This window comes from Mycobacterium sp. (assembly GCF_032159765.1).
GTDB lineage: Bacteria > Actinomycetota > Actinomycetes > Mycobacteriales > Mycobacteriaceae > Mycobacterium.
In genome coordinates, this window is record NZ_JAVHWM010000122.1 from 1 (window position 1) to 23,965 (window position 23,965).

Consider the following 23,965-nt stretch of genomic DNA (forward strand, 5'->3'; position numbering starts at 1 on the left):
CCCGCCAGCGCGATTCCCAGGGCGAACGTCGCGAGCAGCACGAGCAGCGTCCACCCCAGGCCGACCGCCCATGTCAGGGCGACGATCGCCGCCATCTCGACGACGACGTACACCAGGAACCAGCGGAACACCATGCCCCTTGAACGTGCCATGGCGCGCCACGGTTCCTAACTGGGTGCGGTACTGGGTGCGGTGATCTCGATGGCCGCGTGGACCTTGTCGATGCCGCCGCGCAGCAACGAATGCGGATAGAACCACCAGGCATGGTTCCAATAGCGCCTGAGTACGGCGTTATAGACCTTTCGCGTCTCCGAGTCGGGCAACATTCGAGCCGTCGCCACAACCGGCTCGCTCTTAGGCTTGCCCAAGGCGCCGCATTTGGCGATCGTCACCCGTGGTGTGTTGCGAATCCGCTTGGTCTTCCACGAGCCGTCGTCGGTGATCACGAGGAGGCGATCGCCCTCAGGCACGCCCCACACCGCCGCGGGCTTCGGCTTACCGTCCTTGGTGAAGGTGGTCAGAAGGATGTATTTGCTGTCGGCCACCTCGCCGAACGTCGGCATCACGCGGCCTTCAGCTCGAGGCCGACGTTTTTCCGCATGCCTCCCCGCAGCGTCTTGCTGAACAGGTTGAACACCTTCCCGACGATCCCGTACTGCTTGCCAATCGCGTCGTAGACCATCCCGGTCTGCGAGGAGTCCAGCACCGCGGCGGTGGCCTCGATCGGCTGGCTCTTGGGGTTTCCTTTCATGTCACAGACGGCGAGCGTGACCCGCGGGGTGTTGCGGATCCGCTTGACCTTCCACGAGTCCCCTTCAGTGATGACGAGTAGTCGATTGCCGTCGGGTGCGGCCCAGATGGGCGTCGGCTTGGGCCTGCCGTCCTTCGTGAATGTCGTCAGCAGGATGTAGCGCGCTTGGGAGATCTCCTCGAATGTCGGCACTGCTTCAGGCTAGCCGGTCACTCCAGCTCACCCTCGGTCTCCAGCAGCACCTGCTTGAGCGCCTCGACGGTGCCGGCTTCGGGTTGCTCCCACATGCCGCGGCTCACCGCTTCGAGAAGTCGCTCGGCCATTCCGTGCAGCGCCCATGGATTGGACTTGGCCATGAACTTGCGGTTGACGTCGTCGAACAGGTACTGCTCGGTCAGCGTCTCGTACATCCAGTCGGCCATCACGTGTGCGGTGGCGTCATATCCGAACAGGTAGTCCACGGTGGCCGCCATCTCGAATGCGCCCTTGTAGCCGTGCCTGCGCATGGCCGCCATCCACCGCGGGTTGACCACTCGCGCGCGGAAGACCCGGGTGGTCTCCTCGGACAAGCTACGGGTGCGCACGGTGTCGGGCCGGGTGTTATCGCCGATGTAGGCCGCAGGGTCGGTACCCGTGAGCGACCGGACCGTGGCCACCATCCCGCCGTGGTACTGGAAGTAGTCGTCGGAGTCGGCGATGTCGTGCTCACGGGTGTCGGTGTTCTTGGCGGCCACCGCGATTCGGCGGTATTGCCGGCGCATGTCGTCGGTCGCTGCGGCGCCGTCAAGGCCGCGCCCATATGCGAACCCGCCCCATGCCGTGTACACCTCCGCGAGGTCGGCGTCGTTGCGCCATTCGCGGCTGTCGATCAGCTGCAGCAGACCCGCCCCGTACGTGCCCGGCTTGGAGCCGAAAATCCTTGTAGTGGCGCGCCGCTCGTCACCGTGCTCGACGACGTCGGCTCGAGTGTGGGCGCGGACGTAGTTGTGTTCGCCGGGCTCGTCGAGACCTGCTGCGAGGCGCACGGCGTCGTCGAGCATCGTGACGACGTGCGGGAACGCGTCGCGGAAGAAGCCGGAGATCCGGACAGTGACGTCGATGCGCGGACGTCCCAGCTCGTCCAGCGGGATCGGCTCTAGCCCGGTCACCCGCCGCGACGCGTCGTCCCACTGAGGCCGGATGCCCAGCAGCGCAAGAACTTCGGCGATGTCGTCGCCGGCGGTGCGCATTGCCGATGTGCCCCAGACGGACAATCCCACCGACTGCGGCCATTGCCCGTAGTCATCGCGATAGCGTGCGAGAAGCGAATCAGCAAGAGCCGTACCGGTTTCCCACGCCAGCCGTGACGGCACGGCCTTGGGATCGACCGAGTAGAAATTACGACCGGTGGGCAATACGTTGACCAGACCTCGCAGTGGAGATCCCGACGGCCCGGCTGCGATAAAGCGGCCGTCCAAGGCCCGCAGAACCTGGTCGATCTCGCAGCTTGTCTTGGCAAGGCGCGGGACGACCTCGGCGGCCGCGAACCGAAGAATCGCTGCGATCTGTGCGTCGTCGGTCAGTGTGTCGACGGCCGCCGTGTCCCAGCCTGTCTTCTGCAGCTCGGCCACGAGGGCGCGCGCCCGGGTTTCGGCGGCGTCGACGGTGGCGCGGTCGGTTTCGTTCTCGTCGAGACCGAGCGCCTCCCGCAGACCCGGAAGCGATTGGCTGCCTGCAAACAACTGCCGCGCCCGCAGTATCGCCAACACCAGGTCGAGTTGGTGGTCGCCCTCGGGCGCGCTACCGAGGATGTGCAGGCCGTCGCGGATCTGGACGTCCTTGATCTCGCAGAGCCAGCCGTCGACGTGCAGTATCAGTTCGTCGAACTGTTCCTCACCTGGGCGCTCGTCCAAGCCGAGATCGTGGTCCATCTTCGCGGCCTGAATCAGCGTCCAGATCTGCTGGCGGATGGCGGGCAGCTTGGCGGGATCCAGCGCCGCGATCGTGGCGTGCTCGTCGAGCAACTGCTCCAATCGCGCTATATCTCCGTAGGTTTCGGCGCGCGCCATCGGCGGAATGAGGTGGTCGACGAGCACGGCGTGTGCGCGGCGCTTGGCCTGCGTGCCTTCGCCCGGGTCGTTGACCAGGAACGGGTAGATCAAGGGCAGGTCGCCCAGTGCCGCATCCGGTCCACAGGCGGCGGACATACCTAGCGTCTTGCCGGGCAGCCATTCCAGGTTGCCGTGCTTTCCGAGGTGCACGATGGCGTGTGCGCCGAAAGTCGCGTACAGCCAGTGGTAGGCGGCGAGGTAGTGGTGGCTGGGTGGCAGATCGGGGTCGTGGTAGATCGCGACCGGGTTATCTCCGAAGCCTCGAGGTGGCTGGACCATCAGCACGACGTTGCCGGACTGGATTGCGGCGATGACGATTTCGCCGTCGGGGTCGGTCGTGCGGTCGACGAACAAGTTTCCGGGCGGCGGACCCCAATGGTGCTCCACGCGATCGGTGAGCGCGGCGGGAAGGGTGGCGAACCACTCGCCGTACTCCCCCGCCGGTACACGAATCGGGTTGCCCGCCAACTGGTCTGCGGTCAGCCAGTCGGGATCCTGGCCGCCGCGTTCGATCAGGGCGTGCATCAGCGCGTCGCCGTCGCCGGTGTCGAGACCGGGGACCTCGCCGAGGTCGTATCCGGCCTCGCGCAGTGCGTCGAGCAGTGCGATTGCGCTCGCCGGGGTGTCGAGTCCGACGGCGTTGCCGATCCGCGCGTGCTTGGTCGGATATGCCGAGAAGACGAGGGCGACTCGCTTTTCGGCGGGTTGGACGTGGCGTAGCCGGGCCTGCCGCAGAGCGATGCCGGCGACACGCGCGCATCGCTCCGCATCCGGTACGTAAGAAATCAGCCCGTCGTCGTCAATCTCCTTGAACGAGAACGGGACTGTGATGATGCGCCCGTCGAATTCCGGCACCGCCACCTGGGTGGCGACATCGAGCGGTGACATCCCGTCGTCGTTGGCCTCCCACGTGGCGCGAGGGCTGGTGAGGCACAGCCCCTGGAGGATGGGGATGTCGAGCGCGGCGAGGTGCGCGACATTCCACGAGTCGTCGTCACCACCCGCCGCCACTGCAGCGGGTGTTGCCCCGCCCGCCGCCAACACGGTCACCACCATGGCTTCCGCCGTGCACAATTGCTCGATGAGCTCCGGCTCGGCGGCACGCAAGGATGCGCAATACACGGGAAGCGCTCGCCCGCCGTGGTTTTCGATCGCGTCGCACAGCGCTTGGACGTATGCGATGTTGCCGGCGAGGTGCTGCGCGCGGTAGTAGAGCACCGCGATCGTCGGGCCGTCGGTATATCGGGCGGGGCGGTCCAGCAGCCCCCAGGTCGGCGACGGCGCGGGCGGAAGGAAGCCGTACCCGGTCATCAGCAGGGTGTCGGACAGGAAAGCGTGCAACTGGCGCAGGTTCTCGACGCCGCCGTGCGCGAGGTAGAGATGTGTCTGCAGCGCGATCCCGGCGGGGACGGTGGACCGTTCCATCAGCTGCGCGTCGGGAGTCTGCTCGCCGCTGACCACGACCGTCGGCACGCCGCTGGTGGTTACCGCATCAATGCCGTCTTCCCAGGCACGGTATCCGCCCAGGATGCGCACCACCGCAATGTCGGCGCCGGCCAATAGCTCCGGCAGGTCCTCGACGAGCAGGCGCGAAGGGTTGGCCCAGCGAAACGCAGCGCCGCTTGAGCGCGCAGTGATCAGATCGGTGTCCGAGGTCGACAGCAGCAGGATCGTCGGCTCGGGCACCCGTCATTCGTACCGCACGGAGTCTCACTAGAAGGGTGGTGGGTCGTCGTCCTCGTCGGAGGGTGGCGGCCCGGCACCGGAAAAGTGCTTGGCGAACGCGTCGCCGCGTGCTTTTCGGCGGGCTTCGCGAATCGTGCGTCCGCGCGCGCGTTCGGTCTCGACGTAGCGGGCCCGGTTCTGGGCACGGGTGGTCTTGCGCCGAGGCATCATCGCTTTCCGATCCCCGCACCGCTGCATGCGTTTGGGGTCCGGTATGGCCAGTTCGGCTGTTGGGGCACACAACTCGGGAAACAGGACCGCACTGCCGGGCAGGGTGACATAGCGCTGCCCACCCGGCAACGTGAAGATCACCGTGCCATCCGTAAACTGTTCGTCTTTCCAACCCCAGAACGTCTTCAGTAAATGATGAAACCTGCAGTAGCACTTGATGTTCGACGCATGGGTGAGGCCGCCGTCCTGATAAGGGACGGTATGGTCCAAGTCGCACTCGATCGCCGGACGGTCACACCCGGGTGCGCGGCAGGTCAGATCGCGGGCCCGGACGAAGTCGGCAAGCGCGCGTGACGGGGTGTAGCGGGGTTCCGGTGGCGCGTCGGCCGGATGAACAATCGGGCGCAGCTTCGCCTCTCTCGCCAACTCGGCGACTACCTGGGCCGGAATCAGCTCACCATCGGCAACCGAAACACCGGGAGTGTCGCCGCGGCCGTCCACTGTGGCCTGTTCGGCCACCACGTGAATGATCACCTGCGCCGGAGTCGGAATCCGCCCTCCCGCCGGACAATCAGGCCGCCCGCACTGGCACGACAGTCGTTGCTGCAAGTCACCCAGAGCACCCAGCGCGTCCACCCGGCGGGCATCCTCGGGGCGTGGATCGGCGTCGCACACGGTCGCCGCCATCGCCTCCAATCGGGCTTCGAGCACCTTGGCGTCGGTCGTCATCATCGTGGCCGACATCCGGGTCAAGCCACCTTCGCCTTCCAGCCAGAACCCCACGCTGCGGTTATCGGTGATCTCCCGCTTGACGCGCAGCGCATCCTTGTCGACGCGGCGGACGACCCGGTCGATCTTGGCGGCGCGGCGACTGCGCGACAGCGATCCCCAGCGGGGGGAGTAGAGCGCGAGCTGGCGGTCCGCTTTGGCGATCAACTCGGGCTCTGTGATCAGGTCGGTGCGATAGGCGATCGCCGCGAACGTCTCGAAGTCGATGTCACCGGCCTCGAACACCGCGGCCACTCGTCGCAGCCGGTCATGCATCGTGCGGGCGTAGTGCATGTAGCTGCTCGCCATCGCCGCACTGCAGCGCAGCGCAGCCGACACCTCGCCACTGACCTCAGCCCAGGTGTCGACCGCGCAATCCTTCTCCTCGCCGTGTTCGGCGCGACGGATTTCGAACAGCTCCCCGATTGCGACGAACTTGCGCGCGATGGCCTGGTTCTCTTGGCGTGAGGCCAATACGATCCGCTCAACCAGCGCAGACCCATCATCTTCGAACATACATTCGATGATGCCACAACGGTCCGACAACAGAATCAGCGAGTTCGCCAGCGCTTCCACACCGCATGACCAGAGGCACGGACCTTGCCGTCGAATCGCAGCTCGGCATCGCAAATGATCTCGGCCTCGCTCGACGTGACGATTACGGCCGAAAGCTCAACCGGACTGTCCAGCGGGCTCGGGCGCAGATAACGGACGTCGATGCCGGCTGTCACGAAGGGAAGCAAAGCGCCCGGCGCAGCCTGAAAACCCTGCAGCGCGGCCTCGTTCAAAACGCCCGCCGCAGTGTGGCAGTCGAGCACGGTCGCGATGATGCCGCCGTTGAGAAAGCCCACTCCGTTGTCGTGCTCGGGCCACGGCGAAAAGGTCGCGGTGACGCACCCGTCGCCGATGTAGCTCTTGAGCCGGAGCCCTCGCGAGTTCGCTGGTCCACAACCGAAACAGGTCATGGCCGGAAAGAGCCGATCCTGGATCGATATCGCGTCCACCGTCTAATCCTCCGTCAGCCCGGCCAGCTCGTCGGTCAGATTCGCGCGGGCCTGCGACTCCCACTGGCTACGGGCGAGCGGGGTGTAGAACAGCGGGCTCGCCAACAGATCACCGATGACACGCGCTCGACTAGCGCGGAATTCGTCGTCGGGCACATGCGCGTACTCGGCCCGCACCGCAGCCGTGTTCTCCCGGTAACGCTGCGGCTCGATCCCGAGCACACCAAGGTCGGCGTCGGAGAGCGCCTGGCCGTTCCGGTCGCCGGACACCGGCCGGTGGGTCACCGTCAAACGCACCAGCCGGCCAACCTCGGCCACCAGCGTCGGCTCAATTCCCAGCGCCGCCAGGTCGTCTTCGGCGCGCTGCGCACTGAGCTCCTCGTCGTCGGAGCGGCCTTGATAGACGACGTCGTGGTACCAGGCCGCCAACCGAACCGCATCCGGGTCCGACGCGAAGTCGGCAAGCTGCTCGACGCGAGAAAGCACGTCGCGCAGGTGTCCCATGCTGTGATACCGCCGGTGAGGCTCCGCCCAGCTCTCGAGCACCGCCCGGCCGGTGTTGGTGGCCGCAGCGTCTGTGGTGTGGCGGCGGATCAGCTGCTCCCAAGCCGCCGTCAGATCTTCCACACCTGACCCTTCCGAGTGCGCAAGAACGGGAACATGACAAGAGCGAACATCACCACGACTGCCGGCGGCGCAAGTAATGGTAGCCACGGCAGCGAAACCGACGCCACGACACACGCGAGTCCCACGAGCGTGAAGCTGACCATCGCGACGACGGTCGGACGGGTGGTCGTGACGATGCCGGTCCCTGCGGCGTGCCGGATCACGAGGTAGCCTGCCGCCGACAAGCCTGCCAATGCGCTGAACAACAACGGCGGCCCAGATATCACAATCACCACAATGACGAGCACCACGGAAACCGTTGCGCACGACCGATATCCGATGCCGACCAGCATGGCGAGAACGGCAAGCCCTGCGCAGGCGAGGCCGAGCCTGTCAGCATTGACCGCGGCGGCAGCCACCATGAGCAGCCCGAAGCCCGTCGAGAACACCAGCGGCGCAGGTTGACCCGAGGCCGTCATCTCATCGCCGCCCAACAGGACGGTTGACCCGGTCGGGAATGAGTCGCATCGACTGCTCCAGCGTGACGCTCTCCGGCCACGCGACGACGTCGATTCCGACGACGCCCAAGTCCCGGTACATCGCCGAGCGCTGCAGGCCCCACATCCGGGTGAGGACCGGGTCCTGGTCGGCGAACGGCGCGCCCTGGAGTACGTCGATCGCGACGACGGTGTGTCCGCGCCTGCGCAGGTCGATGAGTGCCAGCGCGAACTCGGTGTCGAGCAGGGTCGAGAACGCTACAACGATCGCACCGGGTGGAACGGCGGCTCCGGGCGCCAATGTGCCTGGGAGAAGCTCGTATTGGCCGCCGGCGCCGAAGATCGCGTCGAGCACGCGGTAGAACTGGCGGCGGCCGATATCGGCGCCGAGCCATCGGGGACGACGGCCGCCCAGCCCGACGATCCCGGCCCGGTCGCCGTGGCGCAGTGCGGTCTGCACCACCTGGGTGGCGCCACGAACGACGCGATCCGCGGCCTCAGTGGCCGGGCCGGGAGCCTGCGCGCTCATGTCCGTCACGACGACGACGTCGGCGGCTCGGTCAGTGAGTCGCTCGGTGACGTGAAGGCTGCCGCGACGCGCACTCACCGCCCAGTTGACCGTGCGCAGCTGATCGCCCGGCAGATACTGCCGGATATCGGCGTATTCGACTCCGGGCCCGATGTGGCGGGTCAGATGCGTGCCGAGCCGGTCGGGCAACTCGGTGCGCGGGATCCCGGTGGCTTGCGGAGGCGCCACCGGGAATACGAAGATCTCGGCAACCTCAACCTCGGCGGTGCCCGTGAGCAGGCCGCCGCACGTGACCGCGCGCAGGTGGACGGTGACCGGGTACCTGCCCCAGCGCTGCGCCTGCGCGACAAGTTCTTTCGTCTCCGCCGGGCTGTCTTTTTCAACCTCGAGTTCCATTCCCGCCGGGACAGTGGGCTGGAAAGTTACTGCAATGTCGGCGGATTCCGGGCTCACCCACACCGATGCCTGCACCTGCTCGGATTCGAAGCAGCGCATCAGGCCGGGTTTCGCGTGTGCGTGCACCTTCGACGCCGGGCGCTGCCACGATATCGAGGCCAGCACTCCCACCAGCGGAGCCGCGAATGCGATCAGTTGCCAGCGCGACCATATGACTGCAGCTGCGAACGCGGCCATCGCACACGTCACCAGCGCTAACGCCAACGGCGATGGCCGCCAACTGAATTCGGCTTCTACAGTGGTAGCGTCGGTCTCTTCGGCAACTGGGTCGGTCATGTCTGCCGAGCCCGTGGCACCGGCAGTCGCTGCAACACCTGCGCCACGACGTCGGAACCATGCACGCTACGCACCCACATCTCGGGGCGCAGGCTGATCCGGTGCGCAATCGCGGGGACAGCCAGGGACTTGACGTCTTCGGGTATGACGTAGTCACGGCCACACAGCAGCGCCCGCGCCCGGGCGAGCTGAACCAGGTCGAGTTCCGCTCGCGGGCTGGCACCAACAGCGACCTGCGGGTGGTTACGAGTCGCATTCGCCAGCGACACCACGTAACTCAGGATGTCGTCGTGAACGGTGACCTGCTCCACCGATTCACGCATGGCGAGAAGATCGTGCGCGTCGACCACCTCGTTGACGGTCGGCTGCGCAGACCCGCGCTCCAGCCGCCGGCGCAGCATCGAGGACTCGTCGGCCGGCGAGAGGTACTTCAGTTCCAGCTTGATCGCAAAGCGGTCGAGCTGTGCCTCTGGCAGCGGATAGGTGCCTTCGTACTCGATCGGGTTGTCGGTGGCCAGGACGATGAAAGGTGAAGGCAGCAGATGAGTTTGGCCGTCGATGCTGACCTGGCGCTCTGCCATTGCCTCAAGCAGTGCGGCCTGTGTCTTCGGTGGGGTCCTGTTGATCTCGTCGGCGAGCAGCAGGTTAGCGAAGATGGGGCCCCGGCGGAACTCGAAGCGCCCTGACTGCATGTCGTAGATGGTCGAGCCGAGAAGGTCCGCCGGCAGCAGGTCGGGTGTGAACTGCACCCGGGTGAATTGCAGTCCCAGGGCCGCAGCGAATGACCGCGCGATCAGCGTCTTGCCAAGCCCAGGCAGATCTTCGATTAGCACGTGGCCGCCGGCGAGCACCGTCGTGAGGATCAACGTGAGCGCGGCGCGCTTTCCCACCACCGCCCGCTCGATCTCGTCGAGCACCGCCTCGGCGTGAGCAGTGGTCGTCGCGGCAGGCATCGTCATATGTTCTCCAGTTTCTGCAAGATCGTGTACAGCACCGCCCGGCCGGGCGCAGGATCGCGGGCCCTGGCCCGGGAGACATTCGACGGGTCGACCCACTGCCAGTGATCGTCACCGAACACGAGCCGCCCGGTGGCCTGCATCGCCGCGGGATCGCGACCTTGTCGCTCACCGGTGGCCGTCATGAATTCCCTTGCCAGCCTTGGCCGCAGGTGCCGATCCCAATCGGCCTGGCTGGCATCTGCCCATTGAATCAGGGTCTGTGTTCGTGAGATCCACCGCGAGATCGACTCCGCGGGCCCGTCGGCGAGCGGTTCGGCCGTCTGGCCGGCGATGCCGTGGCCGAGCAGCCGCCGGGCCGACAGCAGCACCACTGCCAAGGCGGCACCTGACATCCACAACGCCACGTCGCGCTGCCCAGCCGTGAGGGCGATCACTTCTACGGCCACCACGAGTGCCAGTCCGAGAATGAGGAGCTTGCTCATGCCGGGCTCCTCAAGTCATCAAGAACGAGTTCTAGTGCGCGGACAGCGGTTTCGCGATGCTCTTCGTTCATCACGTGCGGGCTGAAGCGCGCCTCGGCGAACAGATCCACCAGCTCGGTGGCAGTTCCGGAATGAATCGCGTGGTGCTCCACCGCCCTGGCCAGCACCTCCGACGGGGTGTCCGAGTCCCGGGGCGTTGCGCCCGGTGCGTCCACCAATGCGTCCTCCATCGCCGCGTAGCACGCGATGATCGCTTCGCGCGGCTCGCGGCTGAGGTCGCCCATTGCGGCCAGCCCGCGTTCGGCGGCGACCTCGAGCGGTTGCGGACCGGGTGGAGGGTTCTCCGCGGCGTCCCGCGGTCGCGACGGCGTGGTGTCCGGGCGCTGCCGGCGTCGCAGCGCGAGCACCAGGCCGGCCGCCCACACCAGCATCATGACGATCGTCGCCGTCAACAGGAGCCAGAAGAACGGCCTGTTCTCCTGCTGCGGCGAGTCCTGGGGCGGTGGTCGGGACGGTGCAGTGGGTGTCGGCGCAGGGGTGCTCGGATCCGTGCCTGCCGGGCGCTGCCCGAAATCGACGACGGTGCTCGCCTGCATCAGCAGCGCGACGACAATCAGCCAGGTCAGCAGGACGGCCAGGAGTATCAACGCCATTCGCCACGTCAGTCTCGTGCCGTCGCGGCCGTCCCTTCGGTCGATCTGCTGGGACGTCGGACGGGGAGAGCGTGGCGCGCGCAGCGTGGCGACCAGCGCGATGGTGAAGATGACGATCGCGGCGCCGATCAGCGCGAGGACCGCGACCTCCGCTACCGGGTTGCTGCCGTGAGGGTGATCAGGCGCGCGATCATGCCCCGGCAGATATCCGCGCAGCGCGACGCCGGTGAGCGCTAGCAGCGCGCCCAGGGCGACCACTCGTCGTGTTGCCCTTTGGAGACCGGGCACCATGACTCATCGTTGCACGCCGCTCACCTGGGGTGAACAGGCAACATGCGCGTACCAACCGCGGCTAGAGGACGGTGTGGTTTCGCAGGTCTTCCTGCAACGACTGGCGTGGCTGCAAACCCACTCCTACGAGCAGCACAAGACCCGCGCAGATGACGAACGTGACCATGGAGTCCTCCGGTTCAGATGCGGTACCCGGCGGTACCAGTGCACCAGACGCTACAGCCATCACCGCAGCGTGTGACCTGTTTGTGCGGCATGGATCACCTGCCCTGCCACTGTGGCGGCGATCACAGCCGGCGCACCGTACGGTGTTTAGCGTGGCCAGGACCCGTGCGGACGACGGATGCCCGGGCGCCCTGACGCTGCACCAGGCAGCCGACGGCCTGCTCGCGCGAATCCGGCTGCCCGGCGGGATGATCACGGCAGACGAGCTCGCGGCCCTTGCCGGCATCGCGACCGATATGGGCTCACCGGCGATGGAACTCACCTCACGAGGAAACGTCCAGATCCGCGGTGTCTCCGATGCCCCCGCTGTCGCCGAAGCGGTGGCCGCTGCCGGGCTGCTGCCGTCGCCGACGCACGAGACCGTGCGCAACATCGTCGCCTCGCCCCTGTCCGGACGGGTCGGCGGTCACCGCGACATCCGCCCGCTGGTCGGCGAACTCGATGCCGCAATCCAGGCCGAGCCACTGCTCGCCACGCTGCCTGCCCGGTTCTGGTTCGGCATCGACGACGGCCGCGGCGACGTGTCCGGCCTGGCCGCTGACGTCGGCGTGCACGTCTTCGGCGATTCCGCCGCGCTGCTGTTGGCCGGGCGTGACACCGGTATCCGGATGCCCCTCGCAGACGCGGCGAGGACCGTGGTCGAGGTAGCGGCGCGATTCGCACAACAGCGCGAAAAAGCTTGGCGGATAGCTGAATTGGACGATACGGGTCCCCTACTGGCGAAGCTGGCCGCATCCGCCGACGCACTCCCGATGTGGGCGCCGATCACCCGGCCGCCCGTCGGCTGGCTCACACAGGACGACGGGCGCGTCACGCTGGGCGCGGCGGTTCCGCTGGGACTCCTTCAGGCGCGCACCGCTGAATACCTCGCTGCGACTGCAGCGCCGATCGTGATCACGCCGTGGCGGTCCGTGCTGATCTGCGACCTCGACGAGGGTGCTGCCGACACGTCACTGCGGGTGCTTGCTCCATTGGGCCTCGTGTTCGACGAGAACTCGCCGTGGCTTGACGTGAGCGCGTGCACAGGCAGCCCTGGATGCGAGCATTCGGCAGCCGACGTGCGCGCCGACGCCGCGCTACTGCTCGAGGCGGCAGATGGTCGCCGCCACTATGTCGGTTGCGAACGCGCGTGCGGATCCCAGCCCGGCGACGAGGTGCTCGTGGCCACCGGTGCGGGCTACCGCCGCAAGAATTCGTCCGGCGGGCAGGAGCGAAGCGACTCGGGGGGATTCTCGTAGGGTAAGCGCGTGCTCGACTACATCCGGGACCCAGCCGAGATCTACCGGCAGTCCTTCGCGACCATTCGCGATGAGGCCGACCTTTCCGGATTCCCCGAGGACGTCGGGAACGTCGTCGTTCGCCTGATCCACACCTGCGGTCAGGTGGATCTGGCCGGCCACGTCGCCTACACCGACGATGTCGTCGCACGGACGCGTCAGGCGCTGGCCGCAGGGGCGCCGGTGCTGTGCGATTCGTCGATGGTGGCCGCGGGGGTCACCCGGCTCGGCGGCGGCAACGAGGTCGTCTCGCTGGTCGCCGACGCGCGTGCCGCTGACCTCGCCGCCCGGCTGCAGACCACGCGGTCCGCGGCAGCGGTCGAGTTGTGGGCGGACCGCATCGGTGGCGCGGTAATGGCGATCGGCAACGCACCCACTGCGCTGTTCCGGCTGCTGGAGCTCCTCGACGACGGCGTACCCCCACCCGCGGCGATTCTCGGCGGGCCGGTGGGTTTCGTGGGGTCAGCACAGTCCAAGCAGGAGCTGATCGACCGCCCGCGCGGCATCGCATACCTGCTGGTGACCGGCCGGCGGGGCGGAAGCGCGATGGCCGCGGCCGCCGTGAATGCGATTGCCGGCGGCCCGCAATGACACGAGGATCACTGTGGGGCGTCGGGCTCGGTCCGGGTGACCCCGAGCTCGTCACCGTCAAGGCCGCGCGGGTGATCGGCGAGGCCGACGTCGTCGCGTATCACAGTGCGCGGCACGGACGTAGCATCGCGCGCGGCATCGCCGAACCGTATCTTCGGACGGGCCAGGTCGAGGAACACCTCGTCTACCCCGTCACCACCGAGACCGTCGACCATCCCGGCGGCTACGCCGGGGCGATGGAGGATTTCTACACCGACTGCGCCGCGCGAATCGCCGCCCATCTGGACGCAGGCCGCAGCGTCGCGCTGCTCGCGGAGGGCGACCCGCTGTTCTACAGCAGCTACATGCACATGCACACGCGGCTGACCGAACGGTTCGACGCGGTGATCATTCCGGGTGTGACGTCGGTGAGCGCCGCCTCGGCGGCCACCGCGACGCCGTTGGTGGAGGGCGACGACGTGCTGGCCGTGCTGCCGGGGACGCTGCCGCCCGCCGAGCTGGCCGCCCGCCTCTGTGACGCCGACGCGGCCGTCGTGCTGAAGCTAGGCCGATCGTATCCTGCTGTGCGCGAAGCTCTTTCGTTAGCGGGCCGCCTCGACGACGCGTTCTACGTGGAGCGGGCCAGCATGCCCGGCGAGCGCGTGCTGCCCGCCGCGGCCGTCGACGCGGCGTCGGTGCCGTATTTCTCGCTGGCGTTGGTTCCCGGCACCCGGCCACGTCGCGAATCGACGGGCAGCGTGGCCGTCGTGGGACTGGGTCCGGGCGCATTGGAGTGGATGACGCCGCAGTGCCGCCGCGAATTGCATGCCGCCACCGATTTGATCGGCTACGGACCGTATTTGGACCGGGTGCCCAATCGCGATGGGCAACGCCGACATCCCAGCGACAACACCGACGAGCCGGCGCGCGCCCGGATGGCGTGCCAGCTGGCCGAACAGGGCCACGCGGTGGCGGTCGTGTCGTCGGGCGATCCTGGCGTGTTCGCGATGGCGACGGCGGTGCTCGAAGAGGCCAAACAGTGGCCGGGGGTGCAGGTCCGGGTGATCCCGGCGATGACGGCGGCCCAAGCGGTGGCCAGCCGGGTCGGTGCACCGCTCGGGCACGACTACGCCGTGCTGTCCCTGTCCGACCGGCTCAAGCCGTGGGAGGTGATCGCCGCACGGTTGACCGCGGCGGCGAAGGCGGACCTGGTGCTCGCCATCTACAACCCGGCGTCGCGCAGCCGCACCTGGCAGGTCGCCGCGATGCGGGATCTGCTTCTGGCAGAACGGGATCCAGGCACGCCTGTGGTGATCGGCCAGGACGTTTCCGGCCCGGACGAGGATGTACGCGTGGTGCGGCTGGCCGATCTCGACCCCGCGAGCGTCGACATGCGATGCCTGCTCATCGTCGGGTCGTCGCAGACGCAGTGGTACGACAACACCGTGTTCACGCCCCGGCGTTACCCGTCCTGAGGAGGGCTCCGATGCGATTCAATCCGCCGCCCGGCTGGCCGATCGAACCGAGCTGGGCACCTCCGCAGGGGTGGACGCCCGACCCGGCGTGGCCTCCTGCGCCCGCAGGGTGGCAGTTCTGGATAGCCGACGGTGTGCCGCCCGGCAGACGCCGCATGAGCAGGGGCGCCGTGATCGCGTTGGCGACGGGTGTCGTTGCCCTGGTCGCTGCCATCGCCGTCGTCGTCACGCTCGGACTGCGCGATTCCGACGCGGACAATGCGAAATCCTCCGCCGGCAATTCCACGAGTTCCGCTAAGTCGGATCGCCCCAACGCAATTCGCGTGGCTTCCCCTCGTCTCGTCACGGGTGCGGATTCAGCGCAGCCGAAAGTCCTGCTCTCCGTATACGAGGACTTCCTGTGCCCGGTGTGCGGCAGCTTCGAGCAGAAGTTCGGCCCGACGATCGACACGCTGATCGATACCGGCGCCGTTGCCGTCGACTACTACATGGTGACCATTCTGGATCGCGTTGCTACCTACTCTTCGCGGTCGGCAGCGGCCGCCTACTGCGTCGCCGACGATTCCGCCGACGCGTTTCGCAGGTTCCACGCCCTTCTCTTCGCGCGACAGCCGTCGGAGACCGCGGCGAGCTTCCCCGACGACGCTGCGCTGACCGAGGACGCCAGAGTGGCGGGCTCTGGCGACGCCGGTGCATGCATCACCTCGGGCCGCTACATCCCGATGGTGAAGGGTCTGGCGGACGCGGAAAACATCAATGCTGTTCCGACGGTTCGCATCAACGGCGAACCTTTCCAGCCCATGACGTCGACTCCGGAGGACTTGATCACTCGGGTGAAGAGCATTGAAGGCGACCTGCCCTCAGGCGTGACACCGACGACGCGTTGATCACCGTTCAGGCGAGCCAGCTCGCCGCCTCGTCGACGGTTGCGACCGAAGAGATTCCGGCCGGCAGTGCTGGCCTGTCGATCATGATGATCGGAATGTACAGGGCCGCAGCGGCATCCAGCTTCGCACGGGTGTAGTCGCCGCCGCTGTTCTTGGTGACGAGCACGTGGGTTCGGTACTTGCGCATCAAGGCCACCTCGTCGTCATAGCGGTACGGCCCGCGCGACGTCAGCAGGGTGTAGTTGAGAGGCAGCGCATCGGCGTCGGGTGCGATCACCACGCGCACCAAATACCAGGCCTGCGAACGCTTGAACGCGCCGATCGTGGAGCGCCCGCTGGTGAGGAACACCCGCGAATACCCGAAGTCGTCAATGACATCTGCGGCCGCGCTGGCCGACGCCACCGCGATGGCGTCCCGGGAATCCCACGCCGGTCGCGCCAGCACGACATGGGGCAGCCCGAGGTCGCCGCACAGATCGGCTGTCCGTTTGGTGATCACGGTGGCGAACGGGTGCGTAGCATCGACGACCGCTTCGATGCCGTTGTCGACGAGCCACTGCCGCATCTGCTCGGCGCCGCCGAACCCGCCGACCCGCACTTCGCCTGCGGGCAGAGCCGGATCCGGCACCCGCCCGGCCAGGGAGCTCACCACGTCGTGGGTGGGATGCAGGCGTTCCGCAAGCTGACGGGCTTCGGCGCTGCCTCCGAGCACGAGTACCTTCATCAATGCCTCCGCTTCAATGACCGGCTTGTCGCGGCCTGGCCGCCGAGTACAGATAGCTATCGGTGAAACCGTCGGCGGCGAGCACGTCACCAACCACGATGACCGCCGTTCGGGTGATCCCCGCGGTGCTCATCTGCTCGGCGATGTCGCCGAGTGTGCCATGCAGCACCTTCTCCTGAGGCCACGTTGCGAATGCGACCACCGCACACGGTGTTTCGGCGTGATAGCCGCCCGCAAAGAGCTCCGGCACCACGGCGTCGATTTGTGCCGCCGCCAGGTGCAATACCAGCGTGCCGCCCGAGCGGGCGAGCGTGGCGAGGTCCTCCCCTTCCGGCATCGCCGTCGACAGCGTCGCCACCCTGGTGAGCGTGACCGTCTGCGCCACACCGGGGACCGTCAGCTCACGGCGCAGCACCGCGGCCGCCGCGGCGAAAGCCGGTACGCCAGGCACGATCTCGTAGTCGATACTCAGCCCGTCGAGACGACGGCATTGCTCGGCGAGCGCGCTGTACAGCGACGGGTCTCCGGAGTGCAGGCGGGCGACGTCATGTCCTGCCGCGTCTGCCGCGGCAAGCTCGCCGATGATCTGGTCGAGTGTCATTGGCCCCGTGTCGATCACGCGGGCGTCGTCTGGGCACAGCGCAATCAGGTCGTTCGGCATGATCGATCCCGCGTAGAGGCAGACGCGGCAGCGCTGCAGCAATCGCTGGCCGCGCACCGTGATCAGATCGGGGGCGCCCGGCCCGGCACCGATGAAGTAGACGGTCATCGCTTCGTCACCGCCCATTGCGTCACCGGCATGGCGGGCCGCCACCCGGTGAGCTTGCCCAGCGGCTCGCCAGCGTAGTGCTGAAACCTCCTCAGTTCGCCGCCCATCGACGAATACCATTGCGCGAGAATAGCTTCCGATTCAGCCGTGACCGCATTCGCGACGAGGCGACCGTTGACCGGCAGCCGATCGACGCATGCCTCCAGCAGCCCCGGCTGAGTGAGGCCGCCCCCGACGAACACGACCGCTGGATCGGCGGCGCCGTCGAAGGCGTCGGGCGCGGCACCTCGCACCTCGATCGCCACGCCGAACGTAACCATGTTGTGTGCGATTCGTGCACGGCGCCGCTCATCTCGCTCGAACGCGACGGCCGAGCACCCACGCGCGGCCAGCGCCCAGACGACGGCGACGCTGCCTGCGCCCGCGCCGACGTCCCACAACAGCTTGCCAGGACGTGGCGCCAGCGCCGCCAGCGTCACCGCGCGGATGCTCTGCTTGGTGAGCTGCCCGTCATGGTCGAACGCGTCGTCCGGCAGGGCCACCACTCGCTCGTCGGGAAGGTACTCCACCGCCACAACATTCAGGTCGTCGACACCGGTCGGCGGTGCGGCCGCCCATTGCGCTGCGGTCTCGTCGCGGCGACGCTCCCCCGGGCCGCCGAGCTGCTCGAGCACACACAGTCGCGAGGCGCCCCGACCGGTTTCGGTAAGCAGGCGAGCCAGCGCGCCCGGTGTGGAATGGTCGCGCGAAAGCACCACCGCGCGCCCGCCGCGACGCACCGCGGTGTGCGCCTGGGCGGTCACGAGGCTGATGACCTCGACCTCCTGCACACTCCAGCCCAACCGGGCGCACGCCAGCGTCACGCTCGACACATGCGGCAGCACCCGCACCCGCGCGGGCCCGAACAGCCTGACGAGCGTGCCGCCGACCCCGTGCAGCAACGGGTCTCCGCTAGCGAGCACGTGCACGTCATCAGGCAAGGCGCGCAACGCATCGATGAGAGGCCGGGACCATTCGTGGCGCTGCCCGCCCACGGAGTCGTCAAGCAAATCCAGCTGCCGCCGCGAACCGTAGATCGTGCGGGCCTTGCGCAGCTCCGCGCGAGCCTCGTCCGAAAGACCGGCGAAACCGTCGGCGCCAATGCCCACGACGGTGATCATCTGGGCATTCTCCGCCACACCCACTGCGGCGCCAGCCGCATCCCGAACACCACCGGCAGCAGAATCCGCGGCACCCAGACGACCCGGCGCCCCTTGGCCAACGCGCGCGCCGTCGCGTCTGCGACCTGCGCGGGCGTGCTGGAGAACGGCGCGGCCGTCATCCCCTCCGTCATCCGCCCGATCACGAAGCCCGGCCGCACGATCAGCAGCTGCACACCCGAGCCGTGCAGCGCGTCACCCAGCCCGCTGGCGAACCCGTCCAATCCCGCCTTCGCCGATCCGTAGACGTAGTTGGCGCGACGCACCCGCGCGCCGGCCACCGACGAGAACACCACCAACCTGCCGTGCCCGGCGGCCCGCATCGCCGGCGCCAGATGCGTCAGCAGGCTCACCTGCGCAACGTAATCGGTGTGCACGATGTGCACGGCGTGCCTGGCGTCGGCCTCGGCGCGGCCTTGATCGCCGAGGATCCCGAAAGCCAGCACCGCGGTGCCGATCGGCCCGTGCTCGGCCACAAGAGAATCCACCAGCGGGCCGTGTGCGGCCACATCGTCGGCGTCGAAGGCGATCTCGTGGACAGCCGATGCGCCGGCGGCCAGAAGCACAGCTCGCTGATCGCCGAGCCGCTGCGGGTCACGGGCCGCAAGCAGCACCGTCGCACCCGGCGCCAGCCGCATAGCGAGCTCCATGCCGATCTCGCTGCGGCCGCCAAAGACCACGATCGGGCCGCTACCTGTGTCGCCCACCCGTGGAGACTAACGCCTGCGCTAGCGTGGTCATCGATGGCGAATCCCTCGACGACGCGGCTGAGCAGCGACGCGCTGGCGTTCCTCACCGAGCGACATCTGGCGATGATGACCACGTTGCGCGCCGACAACTCGCCGCACGTCGTGGCCGTCGGGTTCACGTTCGACCCGACCACCCACATCGCCCGCGTGATCACCTCGGGTGGCTCGCAGAAGGCGGTCAACGCCGAGCGCGGCGGCGTGGCGGTGCTCAGCCAGGTCGACGGGGCGCGGTGGCTCTCGCTGGAGGGCCAATCGCGCGTCAACACTGACGCCGACGCGGTCCGCGACGCAGAACGCCGCTACGCCCAGCGCTACCGCACCCCGCGGAAGAACCCGAAGCGGGTCGTGATCGAAGTGCAGATCGAACGGGTGCTCGGCTCGTCGGACCTGCTCGACCGTTCCGGCTAGGCGCCCGAAGGAATCGGCACCACTGTCAGCTCGTGCGGCCGGTGATTGACCGGTTCGGCCCCGTACGGGGTAACGATCACGATGTCCTCGATGCGGGCACCCCATCGTCCCTCGAAGTAGATGCCGGGTTCCACGCTGAACGCCATGCCCTGCTTCAACGGCATCCGGTTGCCGGAGACGATGTAGGGCTCCTCGTGCACCGACAGCCCGATGCCGTGGCCGGTGCGGTGCACGAAGTACTCACCGAGCCCGGCCTGGGAAAGCACACCCCGGGCAACCGCGTCCACCTGTTCGGCCGTGACACCGGGCCGCACCGCGGCGACGGCGGCCTGCTGCGCACGCTGCAGCACCGAATACTGCTGTGCCACTTTGGAATCGGGCTCACCGATGCTGTAGGTCCGGGTGGAATCGGAGTTGTAGCCAGGCTCGTAGGAGCCGCCGATGTCGACGACCACGATGTCACCGGCCTGCAACGCTCGGTCCGAGCATTCATGGTGCGGATCCGCGCCGTGCGGGCCCGAACCGACGATGACGAACGCTACGTCCGAATGACCTTCTGCCACAATCGCTTCGGCGATGTCGGCGGCGACGTCAGCCTCGGTACGGCCGGGCACGAGGAACTCCGGCACCCGCGCGTGCACTCGGTCGATCGCCGCGCCCGCTTTGCGCAGTGCGTCCATCTCGCTGTTGTCCTTGATCATTCGCAGCTGCCGCAACACCGGCGTCGCAAGCACAGGCGTGGCACCCAGCAGCTCGGCCAGCGGCAACAGGTGCAGGGCCGGCATCGAATCCGTCACTGCAGCCGTCAACGGCGGCCGGCCCAACGCGGCGAGCACCAACTTGTAGGGGTTCTCGCCGTCCGTCCAGTCGCGCACCGTGACACCCAGCTCACCGACGGCCGATTCGTTCAATGACGCGAGTTCCAACCGCGGCACCACGATTGTCGGGGCACGGCCCACCGGGAGGACCAACGCCGTCAGCCGCTCGAACGTCTGCGCCCGCGAGCCGATGAGGTAGCGCAGGTCATACCCCGGCGTGACGATGAGACCGGCCAGCCTGGCCGCCGCCGTGGCGTTGCCGGCTTCGTGCAAGCGGCGAGCGTAGACCTCAGACGGGAATCGGCTCACCCGCTCAGGCTAACGGCCCCAGCCGGAATGGCAGGATGACGACATGCCCGCCCCCCTTGTGCTGCTCGACGGCGCCAGCATGTGGTTTCGCTCGTTCTTCGGAGTGCCGTCGTCGATCACCTCCCCCGACGGCAAGCCGGTCAACGCATTGCGCGGATTCCTTGACGCCGTGGCGACGGTCATTACGCGTGAACGCCCGGGGCGGCTGGTGGTATGCGACGACTGGGACTGGCGCCCGCAATGGCGGGTGGATCTGATCCCGTCGTACAAGGCGCACCGCGTGGCCGAGCCGGCGCCGGCCGGCGAGACCGACATCGAAGAAATACCCGACGAGCTGACCCCGCAGGTCGAGTGGATCCTCGAGATGCTCGACGCATTCGGCATCGCGGTTGCGGGGGCCAGCGGCTACGAAGCCGACGACGTGCTCGGCACGTTGGCAGCGCGCGAACGCCGTGATCCGGTGGTCGTCGTCAGCGGAGACCGCGACCTGCTGCAAGTCGTGGCCGACGACCCCGTTGCGGTGCGGGTGCTGTACCTCGGCCGCGGGCTGTCCAACGCGACCAAGTTTGGCCCGGCCGAAGTGGCCGAACGCTACGGCGTGCCCCTGGATCGCGCGGGACCGGCCTACGCCGAACTCGCGGTGCTGCGGGGCGATCCGTCGGACGGGCTACCCGGTGTCCCCGGCATCGGCGAGAAGTCGGCGACGACGCTGATCGGCCAGTACGGGTCGCTGGAGGCCGTCCGCGAGGCCGCCGGCAATCCGAAATCCAAGTTGTCCAAAGCTTTTCGCTCCAAGATCGTCGCGGCCAGCGACTATCTGGACGCGGCAGCTCCCGTAGTACTCGTGGCCACCGACGCTCCCGTGAAGCTCTCGACGAAATCCGACGCGCTGCCGCTGGCCGCCGCGCATCCGCGCAAGGTCGCCGGCCTGGCCGAGCGCCATGGTGTCACGTCGTCGATCGGTCGTCTGCAGAAAGCGCTGGACGGCCTGCCAGGGAAGTGACTACTTACGAGACGATCTTCGGACGGCCGACTTCGTAGGTGCCGCTGTTGTCCTGGAACGTGACGGTGAGCTTCCTGTGCTGCCCCTCGATCGTGGCGTCACACTCGAAAGTGCCGTCCTTCTTCACCGTCGGGTTCTGTCCGCTGTTGCACTTGACGTCCTTGACGTCCTTGAGACCGTAACCGTTGACATCGTCGGTCAGGATCTTCGCAACGCCCTCCTGTGCCTTGGCCACGTCGAGCTTCGTCGTGACGAAATAGCCCGGCTTCCAGAAACCGGTGACGCCCACCGCAATCAGTGCCAGGACGAGCACCCCGATGCCGGCCAGCACCGCCACTTTGCCCTTCGAGCCCTTCTGAGGCGGCGCTTCCGCAGGCGGCTCACCGAACGGGGCACCTGGCAGCGGGTACTGCGCGCCTGACGGGTCATATCCCGTTGGCTGCCCGTACGGGTATGGCGTGCCCGCGCCGGGATAGGCCTCAGGCTGCGGCGCGGTGCCCGGATAGGCCTCAGGCTGCGGCGCGGTGCCCGGGTATGCCTCGGCGCCGGGGTATTGCTCGGTGGCTGGGAACTCGGGGCCGGGGTACTGCTCGGCGGGCGCGTACGGCTCGGATTGCGGGTACGCCGGCTGCTGCCAGGTGGAGGATTCCTCCGGACCCGTGGGCGGCTGGCCTCCCGATGACCATGCCTGATTGGGATCCTGTCCGGACGGTCCGGTCATCCGTGTCTCCATTCGCTGTGATCTGCGATTACCCCACCTGCGGTTGCCACCGTAGCGTTCGCCCCACCTTACCCGCCATCAACTGCGACGACGCCGCGCCGGACGTCGTCGATCGCGCGTTTGGCGGAGTTGCGCAGCGCTGGGTCGCTCGTCGTGGTGCGGATCTGGTCGAGCAGGTCGAGCACCTGGCGGCACCAGCGCACGAAGTCGCCCGCCGGCAGCGGAGTCCCGGTGCCGACGTCGGACGCTGCAAGCGCCGTGGCCAGGTCACCGCTGGTGGCCCAGCGGTAGACAGCGGTGACGAACCCCTCGTCGGGTTCGCGGGTCGCGGTGAGGCGATGCCGTTGCTCGTCGGCGCGCAACGCGCCCGACAGTCGTTGGGTCGCCACCAGCGCACGCCGCAGTGCCGCGGTCGGAATCTCCGGCTTCTGTGGCGGCCCGTCGCCGCCACGGGATTCGTAGACCACCGCCGACACCACGCCCGCGAGCTCGGCGGGGCCGAGCCCGCTCCAGACGTCCCCGCGCAGGCATTCGGCGACCAAAAGGTCGCTCTCCGAGTAGATCCGGGCCAGCAGCCGTCCGTCGTCGGTGACACGCAATTCACCGTCGGACTGCTTCGCGATGAACTTGCGCTCTGTGAGCAGCCCGACGATCCGGTCGAAGGTGCGCGCCAATGAGTTGGTGGCCGCCGCGACCTTTGCGCGCAGCTGATCTGTCTCCCGCTCGAGCCGCAGATACCGTTCGGCGACGTGAAGCCGGGTTTCGCGGTCCGCAATGCCGTGCACGGGGTGCGCTCGGATCTGCTCGCGCAGAGCCCGCACCTCGGGGTCGACGTCAGGTTCGTGGTCTCGACGGCCGCGGCCGGGGGCGTTGAGCCCGGCCGCCGCCGTTCGCAGAGCAGACGCGACGTCGCGGCGTACGCGCGGCTGGCGGTGCTCGACACGCTTTGGCAACGTCATCGACCCCAGCGGTGCCAGCGCGTCGGCGTAATCGGCAGACGAAATCCGCCCCGCCCAACGATTTTCGCTGAGCACGAGAGGCCGCGGCTCGTCGGAATCGCGGTCGGGTTCGAGCACGACGGCCAGGCCGCCGCGTCGGCCGTGCGTGATCGAGATGATGTCGCCGCGGCGCAGCGCCGCGAGCGCGTCCTTGGCCGCTTGCCGGCGTTGCAACCGCGACGACCGCGACTGCGCGCGTTCCAGCCCGGAGAGTTTTGCCCGCAGCCTCGCGTACTCGAGCAAGGCCTCGTCACCTAATTCGATCGCCAGCTCGTTCATCGCCTGCTCGTTGCGGCTGATCGCCCGGACCAGCCCGACCACCGACCGGTCGGCCTGATACTGGGCGAACGAGCGCTCCAGCAGCTGATGCGCCAGTTCGGGACCCATCTGGTGGACCAGGTTGATCGTCATGTTGTACGACGGCACGAAAGAGCTGCGCAGCGGGAATGTACGCGTGGAGGCCAGCCCGGCGACCTCGGCCGGATCGATGTCCGGCGTCCACAGCACCACTGCGTGGCCTTCGATGTCGATGCCGCGGCGCCCCGCCCGGCCCGTCAGCTGCGTGTACTCACCGG

General features: G+C 67.8%; 25 protein-coding genes. 6 read left to right on the forward strand and 19 right to left on the reverse strand.

The annotated features are described in order from the left end of the window. Window positions 1–167: 167 nt before the first annotated feature. From QOH60_RS13525 to QOH60_RS13580, 12 genes are all read right to left on the reverse strand, one after another. A complete protein-coding gene (locus tag QOH60_RS13525) occupies window positions 168–566 on the reverse strand; it encodes a PPOX class F420-dependent oxidoreductase (RefSeq protein ID WP_526421077.1) in 399 nt (132 codons plus the stop codon). Beyond that, window positions 563–943, reverse strand: coding sequence for a PPOX class F420-dependent oxidoreductase (locus tag QOH60_RS13530; protein WP_526421079.1), 381 nt, complete (start codon window positions 941–943; stop codon window positions 563–565). Before QOH60_RS13530 ends, QOH60_RS13525 begins: the two co-directional genes overlap by 4 nt. Before the next feature lie 17 nt (window positions 944–960). Further along, window positions 961–4,527 carry a cobaltochelatase subunit CobN gene (gene cobN, locus QOH60_RS13535; RefSeq protein ID WP_526421081.1) on the reverse strand — a complete coding sequence of 1,189 codons (3,567 nt, stop codon included), beginning with the start codon at window positions 4,525–4,527 and terminating at the stop codon, window positions 961–963. A 27-nt stretch (window positions 4,528–4,554) separates the two neighbouring features. After that, entirely contained in the window at window positions 4,555–6,021 is a 1,467-nt protein-coding gene (locus tag QOH60_RS13540) for an HNH endonuclease signature motif containing protein (RefSeq protein WP_526421083.1), read from the reverse strand. A 35-nt stretch (window positions 6,022–6,056) separates the two neighbouring features. Continuing rightward, window positions 6,057–6,509 carry a PaaI family thioesterase gene (locus tag QOH60_RS13545; RefSeq protein WP_526421085.1) on the reverse strand — a complete coding sequence of 151 codons (453 nt, stop codon included), beginning with the start codon at window positions 6,507–6,509 and terminating at the stop codon, window positions 6,057–6,059. A 3-nt stretch (window positions 6,510–6,512) separates the two neighbouring features. Continuing rightward, window positions 6,513–7,136, reverse strand: coding sequence for an HD domain-containing protein (locus QOH60_RS13550; RefSeq protein WP_526421087.1), 624 nt, complete (start codon window positions 7,134–7,136; stop codon window positions 6,513–6,515). Then, a complete protein-coding gene (locus tag QOH60_RS13555) occupies window positions 7,124–7,594 on the reverse strand; it encodes a hypothetical protein (protein ID WP_526421089.1) in 471 nt (156 codons plus the stop codon). Before QOH60_RS13555 ends, QOH60_RS13550 begins: the two co-directional genes overlap by 13 nt. 1 nt (window position 7,595) lies before the next feature. After that, window positions 7,596–8,873, reverse strand: a complete 1,278-nt coding sequence (locus QOH60_RS13560; RefSeq protein WP_526421091.1) for a DUF58 domain-containing protein — start codon at window positions 8,871–8,873, stop codon at window positions 7,596–7,598. Continuing rightward, window positions 8,870–9,832, reverse strand: a complete 963-nt coding sequence (locus tag QOH60_RS13565; RefSeq protein WP_526421093.1) for an AAA family ATPase — start codon at window positions 9,830–9,832, stop codon at window positions 8,870–8,872. The genes QOH60_RS13560 and QOH60_RS13565 overlap by 4 nt, the downstream gene beginning before the upstream one ends. Then, window positions 9,829–10,314, reverse strand: coding sequence for a hypothetical protein (locus QOH60_RS13570; protein WP_526421095.1), 486 nt, complete (start codon window positions 10,312–10,314; stop codon window positions 9,829–9,831). Before QOH60_RS13570 ends, QOH60_RS13565 begins: the two co-directional genes overlap by 4 nt. Then, on the reverse strand, window positions 10,311–11,258 hold the full coding sequence (locus QOH60_RS13575) for a DUF4129 domain-containing protein (protein ID WP_526421098.1): 948 nt from the start codon (window positions 11,256–11,258) through the stop codon (window positions 10,311–10,313). Before QOH60_RS13575 ends, QOH60_RS13570 begins: the two co-directional genes overlap by 4 nt. Before the next feature lie 61 nt (window positions 11,259–11,319). Further along, the gene (locus QOH60_RS13580; RefSeq protein WP_526421100.1) at window positions 11,320–11,484 is read right to left on the reverse strand and encodes a hypothetical protein; all 165 of its coding nucleotides are present in this window, start codon (window positions 11,482–11,484) and stop codon (window positions 11,320–11,322) included. Between the two features lie 91 nt (window positions 11,485–11,575). Here QOH60_RS13580 and cobG point away from each other — a divergent pair, with 91 nt between their 5' ends. The 4 genes from cobG to QOH60_RS13600 are packed head-to-tail and all read left to right on the forward strand — an operon-like array spanning window position 11,576 to window position 15,692. After that, window positions 11,576–12,721 (forward strand): precorrin-3B synthase, encoded by a 1,146-nt coding sequence (cobG, locus tag QOH60_RS13585; protein WP_526421102.1) that lies wholly within the window; start codon window positions 11,576–11,578, stop codon window positions 12,719–12,721. Window positions 12,722–12,730: 9 nt separating this feature from the next. Further along, window positions 12,731–13,351: a precorrin-8X methylmutase gene (locus QOH60_RS13590; RefSeq protein WP_526421104.1), complete on the forward strand. Its 621-nt coding sequence runs from the start codon at window positions 12,731–12,733 to the stop codon at window positions 13,349–13,351. Further along, window positions 13,348–14,805, forward strand: coding sequence for a precorrin-2 C(20)-methyltransferase (locus QOH60_RS13595; RefSeq protein WP_526421106.1), 1,458 nt, complete (start codon window positions 13,348–13,350; stop codon window positions 14,803–14,805). Before QOH60_RS13590 ends, QOH60_RS13595 begins: the two co-directional genes overlap by 4 nt. An 11-nt stretch (window positions 14,806–14,816) precedes the next feature. Then, complete coding sequence (locus QOH60_RS13600) at window positions 14,817–15,692, forward strand: DsbA family protein (protein ID WP_526421108.1); 876 nt, start codon at window positions 14,817–14,819, stop codon at window positions 15,690–15,692. 7 nt (window positions 15,693–15,699) lie between these two features. Here QOH60_RS13600 and QOH60_RS13605 read toward each other — a convergent pair whose 3' ends face one another. Genes QOH60_RS13605 through QOH60_RS13620 form a run of 4 tightly spaced genes read right to left on the reverse strand, consistent with a single transcriptional unit; the run spans window position 15,700 to window position 19,091 of the window. Next, window positions 15,700–16,416 carry a cobalt-precorrin-6A reductase gene (locus tag QOH60_RS13605; protein WP_526421110.1) on the reverse strand — a complete coding sequence of 239 codons (717 nt, stop codon included), beginning with the start codon at window positions 16,414–16,416 and terminating at the stop codon, window positions 15,700–15,702. Window positions 16,417–16,429: 13 nt separating this feature from the next. Beyond that, window positions 16,430–17,185, reverse strand: coding sequence for a precorrin-4 C(11)-methyltransferase (gene cobM / locus QOH60_RS13610; protein WP_526421126.1), 756 nt, complete (start codon window positions 17,183–17,185; stop codon window positions 16,430–16,432). Continuing rightward, window positions 17,182–18,345 (reverse strand): precorrin-6y C5,15-methyltransferase (decarboxylating) subunit CbiE, encoded by a 1,164-nt coding sequence (cbiE, locus tag QOH60_RS13615; RefSeq protein WP_526421112.1) that lies wholly within the window; start codon window positions 18,343–18,345, stop codon window positions 17,182–17,184. Before cbiE ends, cobM begins: the two co-directional genes overlap by 4 nt. Beyond that, a complete protein-coding gene (locus tag QOH60_RS13620; RefSeq protein ID WP_526421114.1) occupies window positions 18,342–19,091 on the reverse strand; it encodes an SDR family NAD(P)-dependent oxidoreductase in 750 nt (249 codons plus the stop codon). The genes cbiE and QOH60_RS13620 overlap by 4 nt, the downstream gene beginning before the upstream one ends. Before the next feature lie 36 nt (window positions 19,092–19,127). On the opposite strand from QOH60_RS13620, the gene QOH60_RS13625 reads away from it, so the two are divergent. Next, window positions 19,128–19,541 carry a F420-dependent biliverdin reductase gene (locus QOH60_RS13625; RefSeq protein ID WP_526421116.1) on the forward strand — a complete coding sequence of 138 codons (414 nt, stop codon included), beginning with the start codon at window positions 19,128–19,130 and terminating at the stop codon, window positions 19,539–19,541. On the opposite strand, the gene QOH60_RS13630 is transcribed toward QOH60_RS13625, so the two are convergent. Then, window positions 19,538–20,668: a M24 family metallopeptidase gene (locus tag QOH60_RS13630; RefSeq protein WP_526421118.1), complete on the reverse strand. Its 1,131-nt coding sequence runs from the start codon at window positions 20,666–20,668 to the stop codon at window positions 19,538–19,540. The two genes, QOH60_RS13625 and QOH60_RS13630, sit on opposite strands and share 4 nt — an antisense overlap. Before the next feature lie 43 nt (window positions 20,669–20,711). Here QOH60_RS13630 and QOH60_RS13635 point away from each other — a divergent pair, with 43 nt between their 5' ends. Then, window positions 20,712–21,671 carry a 5'-3' exonuclease gene (locus tag QOH60_RS13635; protein WP_526421120.1) on the forward strand — a complete coding sequence of 320 codons (960 nt, stop codon included), beginning with the start codon at window positions 20,712–20,714 and terminating at the stop codon, window positions 21,669–21,671. Window positions 21,672–21,675: 4 nt separating this feature from the next. Here the strand turns inward: QOH60_RS13635 and QOH60_RS13640 are convergent, their stop codons facing one another. Continuing rightward, on the reverse strand, window positions 21,676–22,392 hold the full coding sequence (locus QOH60_RS13640) for a DUF4333 domain-containing protein (protein WP_526421122.1): 717 nt from the start codon (window positions 22,390–22,392) through the stop codon (window positions 21,676–21,678). Window positions 22,393–22,460: 68 nt separating this feature from the next. Beyond that, window positions 22,461–23,965: DEAD/DEAH box helicase (locus QOH60_RS13645; RefSeq protein WP_526421124.1), on the reverse strand; the 1,505-nt coding region annotated here is incomplete at its 5' end.

Coding starts and splice junctions, on each gene's coding strand:
- cobM (WP_526421126.1), bottom strand. CDS start 17,185: ATGACCGTCTACTTCATCGGTGCCGGGCCGGGCGCCCCCGATCTGATC.
- QOH60_RS13640 (WP_526421122.1), bottom strand. CDS start 22,392: ATGACCGGACCGTCCGGACAGGATCCCAATCAGGCATGGTCATCGGGA.
- QOH60_RS13595 (WP_526421106.1), top strand. CDS start 13,348: ATGACACGAGGATCACTGTGGGGCGTCGGGCTCGGTCCGGGTGACCCC.
- QOH60_RS13560 (WP_526421091.1), bottom strand. CDS start 8,873: ATGACCGACCCAGTTGCCGAAGAGACCGACGCTACCACTGTAGAAGCC.
- QOH60_RS13570 (WP_526421095.1), bottom strand. CDS start 10,314: ATGAGCAAGCTCCTCATTCTCGGACTGGCACTCGTGGTGGCCGTAGAA.
- cbiE (WP_526421112.1), bottom strand. CDS start 18,345: ATGATCACCGTCGTGGGCATTGGCGCCGACGGTTTCGCCGGTCTTTCG.
- QOH60_RS13605 (WP_526421110.1), bottom strand. CDS start 16,416: ATGAAGGTACTCGTGCTCGGAGGCAGCGCCGAAGCCCGTCAGCTTGCG.
- QOH60_RS13580 (WP_526421100.1), bottom strand. CDS start 11,484: ATGGCTGTAGCGTCTGGTGCACTGGTACCGCCGGGTACCGCATCTGAA.
- QOH60_RS13540 (WP_526421083.1), bottom strand. CDS start 6,021: ATGTTCGAAGATGATGGGTCTGCGCTGGTTGAGCGGATCGTATTGGCC.
- QOH60_RS13600 (WP_526421108.1), top strand. CDS start 14,817: ATGCGATTCAATCCGCCGCCCGGCTGGCCGATCGAACCGAGCTGGGCA.
- QOH60_RS13625 (WP_526421116.1), top strand. CDS start 19,128: ATGGCGAATCCCTCGACGACGCGGCTGAGCAGCGACGCGCTGGCGTTC.
- QOH60_RS13635 (WP_526421120.1), top strand. CDS start 20,712: ATGCCCGCCCCCCTTGTGCTGCTCGACGGCGCCAGCATGTGGTTTCGC.
- QOH60_RS13565 (WP_526421093.1), bottom strand. CDS start 9,832: ATGACGATGCCTGCCGCGACGACCACTGCTCACGCCGAGGCGGTGCTC.
- QOH60_RS13575 (WP_526421098.1), bottom strand. CDS start 11,258: ATGGTGCCCGGTCTCCAAAGGGCAACACGACGAGTGGTCGCCCTGGGC.
- QOH60_RS13555 (WP_526421089.1), bottom strand. CDS start 7,594: ATGACGGCCTCGGGTCAACCTGCGCCGCTGGTGTTCTCGACGGGCTTC.